The sequence below is a fragment of the Micromonospora sp. NPDC001898 genome, assembly GCF_042891255.1.
GTDB lineage: Bacteria > Actinomycetota > Actinomycetes > Mycobacteriales > Micromonosporaceae > Micromonospora.
Window position 1 is genome coordinate 309,918 of record NZ_JBIATC010000005.1, and the last position, 8,857, is coordinate 318,774.

General features: G+C 70.4%; 7 protein-coding genes. 2 read left to right on the forward strand and 5 right to left on the reverse strand.

Annotated features, from left to right (window positions below):
- Nucleotides 1-69: 69 nt before the first annotated feature.
- Nucleotides 70-1,494, reverse strand: a complete 1,425-nt coding sequence (locus ACFYZF_RS14490; protein ID WP_387020000.1) for a UDP-glucose dehydrogenase family protein — start codon at nt 1,492-1,494, stop codon at nt 70-72.
- 245 nt (nt 1,495-1,739) lie between these two features.
- Between ACFYZF_RS14490 and ACFYZF_RS14495 the strand changes: the two genes are divergently transcribed.
- Nucleotides 1,740-2,909, forward strand: coding sequence for an acyl-CoA dehydrogenase family protein (locus ACFYZF_RS14495; RefSeq protein WP_387020003.1), 1,170 nt, complete (start codon nt 1,740-1,742; stop codon nt 2,907-2,909).
- A 50-nt stretch (nt 2,910-2,959) separates the two neighbouring features.
- Here the strand turns inward: ACFYZF_RS14495 and nshR are convergent, their stop codons facing one another.
- Nucleotides 2,960-3,757 (reverse strand): NshR/TsnR family 23S rRNA methyltransferase, encoded by a 798-nt coding sequence (gene nshR / locus ACFYZF_RS14500; RefSeq protein WP_387020006.1) that lies wholly within the window; start codon nt 3,755-3,757, stop codon nt 2,960-2,962.
- Between the two features lie 646 nt (nt 3,758-4,403).
- Between nshR and ACFYZF_RS14505 the strand changes: the two genes are divergently transcribed.
- The gene (locus tag ACFYZF_RS14505; protein WP_387020009.1) at nt 4,404-5,210 is read left to right on the forward strand and encodes a BTAD domain-containing putative transcriptional regulator; all 807 of its coding nucleotides are present in this window, start codon (nt 4,404-4,406) and stop codon (nt 5,208-5,210) included.
- Nucleotides 5,211-5,226: 16 nt separating this feature from the next.
- Here the strand turns inward: ACFYZF_RS14505 and ACFYZF_RS14510 are convergent, their stop codons facing one another.
- The 3 genes from ACFYZF_RS14510 to ACFYZF_RS14520 are packed head-to-tail and all read right to left on the reverse strand — an operon-like array spanning nt 5,227 to nt 8,844.
- The gene (locus ACFYZF_RS14510) at nt 5,227-6,450 is read right to left on the reverse strand and encodes a cytochrome P450 (RefSeq protein WP_387020011.1); all 1,224 of its coding nucleotides are present in this window, start codon (nt 6,448-6,450) and stop codon (nt 5,227-5,229) included.
- Entirely contained in the window at nt 6,440-7,609 is a 1,170-nt protein-coding gene (locus ACFYZF_RS14515; RefSeq protein ID WP_387020014.1) for a cytochrome P450, read from the reverse strand. Before ACFYZF_RS14515 ends, ACFYZF_RS14510 begins: the two co-directional genes overlap by 11 nt.
- A complete protein-coding gene (locus ACFYZF_RS14520; protein WP_387020016.1) occupies nt 7,606-8,844 on the reverse strand; it encodes a cytochrome P450 in 1,239 nt (412 codons plus the stop codon). Before ACFYZF_RS14520 ends, ACFYZF_RS14515 begins: the two co-directional genes overlap by 4 nt.
- Nucleotides 8,845-8,857 lie beyond the last annotated feature (13 nt).

An 8,857-nucleotide genomic window follows, 5' to 3' on the forward strand; every position in this document is an offset into this window, starting at 1 on the left:
CGGTGACGAACAGCGGACGGCCGGCCGCGGCGGGGGGCCACGGCCGGCCGTCGCCGGTGTCGGGGTGGATCAGGGGCGGCCCATGCCCCGGTACTCCCAGCCGGCCTGCGTCCACAGTGTCGAGTCGAGGCAGTTGCGGCCGTCGACCACCCGACGGCCGGCGACCAGCTCGCCGAGGGCCACCGGGTCGGCGTTGCGGAAGTCGGCCCACTCGGTGAGCACGCAGACCAGGTCCGCCCCGGTCACCGCGTCGGCCATGCTGGACTCGTACGTCAGCTCGGGGGCCACCCGGCGGGCGTTCTCGGTGCCCTGCGGGTCGTAGACGTGCACGTCCGCCCCGGCCTTGCCGAGCAACCCGGCGACGGCGAGCGCCGGGGCGTCGCGTACGTCGTCGGTGTTGGGCTTGAAGGTCGCGCCGAGCACGGCGACCCGGGTGCCGGACAGGTCCGGGCCGGCCGGCCCGGCGCGGCGGCCGAGCAGCTCGGCGGCGAGCCCGACGACCCGGGTACGGCGACGCAGGTTGATCAGGTCGACCTCGTGCAGGAAGCGCAGCGCCTCGCCGGCACCCAGCTCCTGGGCACGGGCCTGGAAGGCGCGGATGTCCTTGGGCAGGCAGGCCCCGCCGAAGCCGAGGCCGGCCTGGAGGAACCGGTTGCCGATCCGGGGGTCGTACCCGATGGCGCGGGCGAGCTGGGTGACGTCGCCGCCGGAGGCCTCGCAGACCTCGGCCATCGCGTTGATGAACGAGATCTTGGTGGCCAGGAAGGCGTTCGCGGCGACCTTGACCAACTCGGCGGTGGCGAAGTCGGTGGCCACCAGCGGGACCTCCCGGTCCTCCGTGGCGGCCAGGTCGAAGACGCCCTTGTGGGCGGCGTAGAGCATGCCGTTGGCCCACTCGCTCTTGACGCCCACCACGATCCGGTTGGGGCGTAGTACGTCGTCGACGGCGAAGCCCTCCTGGAGGAACTCCGGGCTCCACGCCACCTCGACCCCGAGGTCGGCCGGGGTGTGCTTGCCGACGAGCTGCTCCACCCACTCGGCGGTGCCCACCGGGACGGTGGACTTGCCGACGATCAGCGCCTTGCGGGTGAGGTGCTGGGCCAGGCTGGTCACCGACGCCTCGACGTACGACAGGTCCGCGCCCATCCCGTCGGCCCGCTGCGGGGTCCCGACGCAGATGAAGTGCACGTCGCCGAACTCGGCGGTCTCGGCGATGTCGGTGCTGAACCGTAGCCGGCCGGCGGCCAGGTTGCGCCGCAGCAGTTCGTCGAGGCCGGGCTCGTGGATCGGCACCTCGCCGGCGTTCAGCTTGGCGATCTTTTCCGCGTCGACGTCGTAGCCGAGCACCTCGTAGCCGAGTTCGGCGTAGCAGATGGCGTACGTCGCACCGAGGTACCCGGTGCCGAGGAAGGTGACCCGGGGACGGGCCGCGCCCGACGGCGGCGTCACCGCGGCGATGGCCGGCATCGGTTGGTTCGGGTACGGGATCGTCACGCCTGTCTTCTCCGCTCGCGCTGGCGGCGCTTTCTCGCGTCGCGTTCGGCTGAGGCGCCTGGCCGGGCACCGAAGGGAATTGTGTTGTTTTGTGCGCGCCGTGCCGTATCGACGCCTCCGTCAGGCCCGAGCCTACGCGGCGGTAAGGATCACCCGAGCGCTGGTGGCTATCCTTCAGTCTGCGCGGCCGGCGGTTCCGAAACGCTACAGACTGCGCATGATAGCGGTGAAGGGGAGGGGCCGACATGGCCGCAGAGCAGTCGTTTGACGTCTACCGGTTGCCCGAGGAGCACGGGGCGATCCGCGAGGCGGTGCGTGAGGTCTGTGCCGCGAAGGTGGCGCCGCACGCCGCCGAGGCGGACGAGACGGGCGAGTTCCCGAAGGCGTCCTACGACGCGCTCCGCTCGGCCGACTTCCACGCCCCGCACATCCCCGTCGAGTACGGCGGGGCCGGCGCGGACGCCCTGGCCACGGCCATCGTGATCGAGGAGGTGGCCCGGGCCTGCGCCTCGTCCTCGCTGATCCCGGCGGTGAACAAGCTGGGCACCCTGCCGCTGATCCTGGCCGGCTCCGAGGAGCTCAAACGCAGGTACCTCACCCCGGTCGCCGCCGGGGACGCGATGTTCTCGTACTGCCTCTCCGAGCCGGAGGCCGGCAGCGACGCGGCCTCGATGACCACCAGGGCGGTCCGCGACGGCGACCACTGGGTGCTCAACGGCGTGAAGCGGTGGATCACCAACGCGGGCGTCTCGGAGTACTACACGGTATTCGCCGTGACGGATCCCACAGCCCGGTCGAAAGGCATCTCGGCGTTCGTCGTCGAGAAGTCCGACCCGGGGGTCGGCTTCGGCGCCCCGGAGAAGAAGCTCGGCATCAAGGGCTCGCCGACCCGCGAGGTCTACCTCGACAACGTCCGCATCCCGGCCGACCGGATGATCGGCGCCGAGGGCACCGGCTTCGGCACCGCGATGAGGACCCTGGACCACACCCGGGTCACCATCGCCGCGCAGGCCGTCGGCATCGCCCAGGGCGCGCTCGACTACGCCAAGGGGTACGTGCTCGAGCGCAAGCAGTTCGGCAAGCCGGTCGCCGAGTTCCAGGGCATCCAGTTCATGCTCGCCGACATGGGCATGAAGCTGGAGGCGGCCCGGCAGCTCACGTACACGGCCGCCGGCAAGTCCGAGCGGGGCGACGCCGACCTGACCTACTTCGGCGCGGCGGCCAAGTGCTTCGCCTCGGACGCGGCCATGGAGATCACCACCGACGCGGTGCAGTTGCTCGGCGGCTACGGCTACACCCGGGACTACCCGGTCGAGCGGATGATGCGGGACGCCAAGATCACCCAGATCTACGAGGGCACGAACCAGGTGCAACGGATCGTGATGGCCCGTCAGCTACTCAAGGGCCTCGCGTAGCGGCCGGGCCGCCGGTGTCGTCGCGGTAGCGCGGTCGGCTACCGCTCGGCTCACCGGGAGAGGTTGCGGGCGACCCTCTCGTACAGCGCGATACCGGCGGAGACGGAGACGTTGAGCGACTCGGCGGCGGGATTGATGGGAATCGAGACCGACCCGGCCGAGATTCCCTCGAAGTCGCTCGACGTGCCGGTCTTCTCGCTGCCGAACAGGAGCGCCAACCGCTCGTCGACGTTGCGGAGATCGCTGACGGCGAACTCCCCGTCAGCGTCGAAGGCCATCAGTCGCATGTCCGTGCCTCGGAAGTAGTCGACAGCCTCCGTCCGCGACGCGAGAATGACGGGCAGTGAGAAGACGTATCCCCGGCTCGCCCTGACCAGGCGGCGATCCGCGATGCTGACAAGATCACTGTCCACGAGCACGATGCCCGCGGAGCCAAGCGCGAACGACGTCCGCACGATGGCCCCGATGTTGCCGACGATCTTCACGCCGTCGAGGACGATGACGTCGCCGGTCGAGCGGGCCAGATCGTTCAAGCCCCACGGCCTCGGCACCCGGGCGATGCCGAATGTCTTCGGCACCTTGTCGGTCTTGAAAATCTGCTTCACGATCGACGATTCGATCAGCCGGACCGGAATGTTCCGCTGCCGACAGGCGGTGAGAAGCGCATCCGGCACGGGATTGGTGTCGATCCCGTAGACCTCGACAAACTCCACGCCCGCGCGAATGCACTGAACGAGAGGCTCCGCGTCCTCAATCAGCGCCGTCCGAACAATGGACCTCGAGTGCTTCGTGACGTCGATGATTCGCTGAACGGCGGGATCGGACCTCGTGGTGATTATGTCGAGCACGCGCAGACTTTAGCACGGGGGAACAACGACTCAGCGCGGTCGAAGGGGCGGGGCCTCCGTGTCGGCGCCCGGCGTCCGCCCGCCGGTGGGCGGGCCGCGACGGCCGCCCGTGGGGTTACCCTCCGCTGCCGCCCGAGCACGCTCGGCCGCGGTCGCGTGGACCGGGAGGAGCACGAAAGAGTCAATTGCCAGACACCTCGATGCGGCGGCTCCCCGTCCTGTGGACGGGACAGGGCTTCGCGATGCACGGGGCGGGGGCGCTCGGCCGACCAGGCTGGCTGGTGCGCCACGGGCGGCTCGTGCCGGTCCTCACCGGACGGGGTGCGGCCAGGGAAGAGTCCCGGTCCGGGGCCTGGGCGTACTTCTCCGGGTCGGCTGCCGACGGGCCGCCGACATGCCCCCGGACCGCGCGGACATTGCGGACGGTGACGGCTGCCGTCAATCTGCGAGGCAATGCGGAGCATGAAGATCCGTTATGCTCAGGGCTGGTCGGGCTGCGGGCTGCCAGTTTCAGTGCCGTGCAGAACGCGCTGATCGGCCGTGCAATTAATGGAGGGGACGAACGTTGCGTATCGCCATCCTTGGCCCGCTCGCCGCCACTCATCACAACCGACCCATCGCTCCGACAGCGGCCAAACCCCGCACCGTGCTCGCCGTATTGGCCGCGCACACCAATGATGTGGTCCCCATAAATGTGCTCATCTCCGAGTTATGGCAGGAATCGCCGCCCCGCAACGCCCGCACCACGACCCAGACCTACATCCTCAGCCTCCGCAAGCTGATCGATGCCGCCGCTCGGCAGACGGGCGTGGCGGACGATGCCAAGAAGGTCCTGGTGACCACGTCCGCCGGCTACCAGCTGCGGGTGCCGGCTGACTCCGTCGACGCCAGCCACTTCGAGCGACTCGCCAACGTGGGACACCGTGCCCGGGAGCGGCAGGACTACGCCGCGGCGGCCCGCGCGTTCGCCGAGGCGCTGAGCTGGTGGCGGGGCCCGGCCCTGGTGGACGTTCAGGCGGGCCGACGACTGCGGATATACGCCCAGCGCCTCGGCGAGGTCCGGCTCAACGCCCTCGACTGTCGGATCGAGGCCGACCTGCGCCTCGGTCGCCACCACGAGCTGCTCGGTGAGCTCTCCGCGGTGACCGCGCAGCATCCCACCCACGAGGGCCTGGTGGCTCATCTCATGCTCGCGCTCTATCGGTCGGGACGACGGTGTGAGGCACTGGAGGCGTACCAACGGCTCCGGACGGGACTCACCGAGAAGCGCGGTCTCGAACCGGCGCCGGCGCTACGTCGCCTGCACCGCTCCATGCTCAGCTCCGACGAGGCGACGACGGACCTGACCGAGACGTGGCAGGCGACGCACGCGGTGCTGCGGCGGGCAGCGCCGCAGCAGAGGATCCCCGCTGACGTGGCGGCGATGCCGTGGTCGGCGTCGCTACCGACCTAGCCGCCCGCTACCCCACTCAGCGGGCGGCCAGGCCGGTCACGTCCAGCCGGTAGGGCAGGGCGTGCACCGTCCGGGCGAAGCCGTCGTCGGTCACCCGGAAGCCGGAGACGTCCGGGTGCACGTCCCAGCGGCCGACCAGCCCGGCCAGGCCAGCCACGACCTGCATGCGTGCGCTGGCGGCGCCGAGACAGTAGTGCGCGCCCTTGCCGAAGGTGATGTTGACGCTTCGGCTGCGACCGGGGCAGAAGCTGGTCGGCTCCGTCACCCGATCGGAATCGAGATTGACCGCGGCTATGTCGACGACGACCGCGTCGCGTGGTCGCAGCCGTACGCCCAGGCAGTCGCAGTCCGTCGTCACCCAGCCATAGACGCCGAGGAACGGCGGCGACAACCGCATGGCCTCCTCGGCGACATCCGTCAGCTCGACCCCGCCTGCCCTGGCCGAGGCCAGCAGCGCCCGGTCGCCGTAGAGCGCGTGACAGGCCACGCCGATCCCGGTGGAGACCTGGGGGACTCCGGCCGCCAGCAGTTGGGCGACCGTCGCCACGTCCGCCCACGGGTCCGGGCCCTCCGCCTCGGCGTACGCCCGCAGGCAGGCCGCCAGCGGGGTGGCCGCCGGCCCGGCGGTCAACTCCTCCACGGCTTGCCGCAGGTAGCGCATCGCGGCGGCGAACGCCGCTGTGGACCGCTCCGGCAGGTCGAGCACGCCGCCGAAGCGGGCGCGGATGACGTACATGACGATCTTGTAGATCTTGGCCAGCGCCGGCCACCGGGTCGGCGGGAAGCCCATCAGTCGGAACGTGCCGTCCAGGCAGAACGGCTCGATGAACTCCGCGACCAGGTCACCCGCCGGCGGCAGGGCCGCCGCTCGGGCGGTGGCCAGGTCGGCGAACGCGTCGACGAACTCGCCTACCGAGGACGGTGCGTACGCTCGACGCAGCGCCCGACTGAACGTGGGGTGGTTGGCGCCGCGGTGATACCACAGCTCGAAGAACTGGGCCACGGACGGGACGTCGGCCACCCCGGGCAGCGGGATCCCCTCCCGATCGGGTTCCAGCGCCGTGCCGATGTGCGGGTCGCGCAGGACGGTGTCGGCGAGGTCATGGCTGCGCACCACCCACTGGCGGGTGTCGGGGCGCCAGTGCAGACCCGGCGGGAGCGGCTCGCCGGTCGGCCCCCGTCCGGCGGTCACCAGCGGTTCGCCGGGAAGGGCGGTGACCGTGCCCGGCTCAGTCGACATCCTCGTCCCCGATCCGGTACGGGATACTGCGTACCTCTTTGAGGTTGTTGTGGGTGTCGATCCGTGTGCCGGCGACGTCGATCCGCAGCTCGGGTCGGCCGTGGACCAGCTGGCGTACCCCCGCCGCGACCTGGATCCGTGCGCTGTGCGCACCCAGGCAGTAGTGCGTGCCCCTGCCGAAGGTGAGCACCTCGCTCGGGCGGACGGGGCAGCCGTGGGCCGGGTCGGCGGCGGCGGTCCGCTGCAGGTTCACCGCCGCCACGTCGATCGCCACGATCGTGCCGGCGGGCAGCGGCAGCCCCAGGCAGTCGCACGGTTCGCTGACGAAGCGGAAGATGTTGCCGAACGGCGGGTTCTGGCGCAGCACCTCCTCGGCCAGGTCGGTCACGTCGACGGTCTCGCGCAGGATCGCGTCGCGCAGGTGCGGCACGGACCAGATGTCCCGGCAGGCGATGCTCGACCCTACGATCATCGGTTCGATGCCGGCCATGAGCAGTTGCCCGACCAGGGCGGCGATCGGCCAGGTGCTGGGGTCGATCCGCGCCAGTTGACGGGCGGCCAGCAGGAACGGCTCCTCGCCCGGACCGGCGAGCAGCTGGTCGGTTAGTTGCTTCAGGTAGCGCATCGACGTCGCGAAGGCGGCAGCCTCCCGCGGGCCGTACTTGGTGACCCCCAGCAGTTGCTGCTTGAACAGGTGGATCACCAACCGGGCGACCTTGGTCAGCCGGGGCCACTCCGCCTCGGGCACTCCGATGAGGAGGAAGGTGCTGTGCATGAAGTACGGCGAGAGGTAGTCGCGGGCCAGGTCGCCCCGGGGCGGCATGGCCGTCACACACCGCTCGGCCTGATCGAGGAAGGCCGCTTCGAAGCCGCTGACCGTCCGGACCGTGAACGCCCGGCGCAGCTCGGTGTTGAAGACGTGGTACTGCTCGCCGACGGTGTACCAGAGCTCGAAGAACTGGGTGATCGTGGGCGCCTGACCGGGTGACGGCAGGGCACCCGCCCGGTCCGACTTGCCGTGGTCGACCCCGGTGATGATGTGCGGGTCGCGCAGGACGATCTCCGCCAGGCGCGGGTCGCGGACCTTCAACCGGCTGCGGTCGGCGTCCCACCGCAGCCCGGCGGGAAGGTCCGCGGTGGCGAGCGGTGACGTGGTCATCGCGCCCTCCCGGCGGTCGTGACCGGCAGCTCGCGTGGGTAGTACGTGAACAGGTTGCTCGACAGGACCACGTCGGACAGTTCGCCGTCGGGGCGCAGGTCGGGGAAGCGGGCCAGGATGCGGGAGATCGCCTCCTGCATCTCGGCCCGCGCCAGCGCCGCCCCCAGGCAGTAGTGCGGCCCGTAGCTGAACGCGATCTGGCTGGTGGCCGACGGGCGGGTCAGGTCAAGTACATCGGCGTCCACCCCGAAGACGGACGTGTCCCGGTTGCCCGAGCCGAGCGAGATGAACACCGTCGCGCCGGCCGGAATCGTGACGCCGCCCAGCTCGATGTCGGCGGTGGCGGACTTCGCGACGGCGAAGCCGGTGCCCATCTGCCCCCAGCGCATCAGCTCCTCCACCGCGTTGCCGATCAGCTCGGGGCGCTCACGCAGCACGGTCAGTTGCGACGGGTTGAGGAACAGCGCGAAAAACGCGTTGCCCAGCTGGACGGCGGTGCTCTCGTAGCCGGCCATGAGCAGGAGGATCACGGTCGAGACGAGTTCCTCGTTGGAGAGCTGCGACTCGTCTTCGTCCTTCAACGCGATCAGCTTGCTGAGCAGGTCGTCGCCGAGGGCACGCCGCTTGCGGGCGATCAGCATGGCGGCGTACCGGCCGATGCCGCCGAGCGCCTCGCCGAACTCGGCGAACGACGACTGCATGTCCCGGCGGGTGAGCTTGGCGGCCAGCTCGGTGAACTCGGGGCGGTTCTCGATCTCGATGCCGAGCAGGTCGCAGATCACCCGGATCGGCAGCTGGTAGGCGAAGTCGGTCATCAGGTCGAAGCGATCGCCCCTCGCCATGATCTCGTCGAGGATGTCTTCGGTGTGTGCGGCGATCCGGGGCCGCATCACGTCCGCCTGGCGCTGGGTGAACGCCTTGGCGACGATGCGGCGCCAGCGGGTGTGGCCGGGCGGTTCGGAGATGGAACCACCGAAGTTGAAGACGGGGCTCGACCGGTCCGCCTGGTATCCGGTGGAGACCCGCGCGGCGCCGTCCCGGTTGATGGTGCGGCTGAAGCTCTGTTCCGTCATCGCGGCGCGGACGTCCTCGTAGCGGGTGACCACCCAGGCCTGGTCGCCGCTGGCCAGCTTGACCGTGGATACGGGGGCGTGCTCGCGCAGCCAGCCCCACTCCGGCGGCTCCTCGAACGGCCGGTTCCGGGTGAAAGGATAGGTTCGAGCGGTCACATCCATCTGTGTCCTCCGG

What these genes read in the sequence shown, in the direction of transcription:
- ACFYZF_RS14515 (WP_387020014.1), bottom strand. Translation starts at nt 7,609, where the DNA reads ATGACCACGTCACCGCTCGCCACCGCGGACCTTCCCGCCGGGCTGCGG.
- ACFYZF_RS14495 (WP_387020003.1), top strand. Translation starts at nt 1,740, where the DNA reads ATGGCCGCAGAGCAGTCGTTTGACGTCTACCGGTTGCCCGAGGAGCAC.
- ACFYZF_RS14510 (WP_387020011.1), bottom strand. Translation starts at nt 6,450, where the DNA reads ATGTCGACTGAGCCGGGCACGGTCACCGCCCTTCCCGGCGAACCGCTG.
- ACFYZF_RS14520 (WP_387020016.1), bottom strand. Translation starts at nt 8,844, where the DNA reads ATGGATGTGACCGCTCGAACCTATCCTTTCACCCGGAACCGGCCGTTC.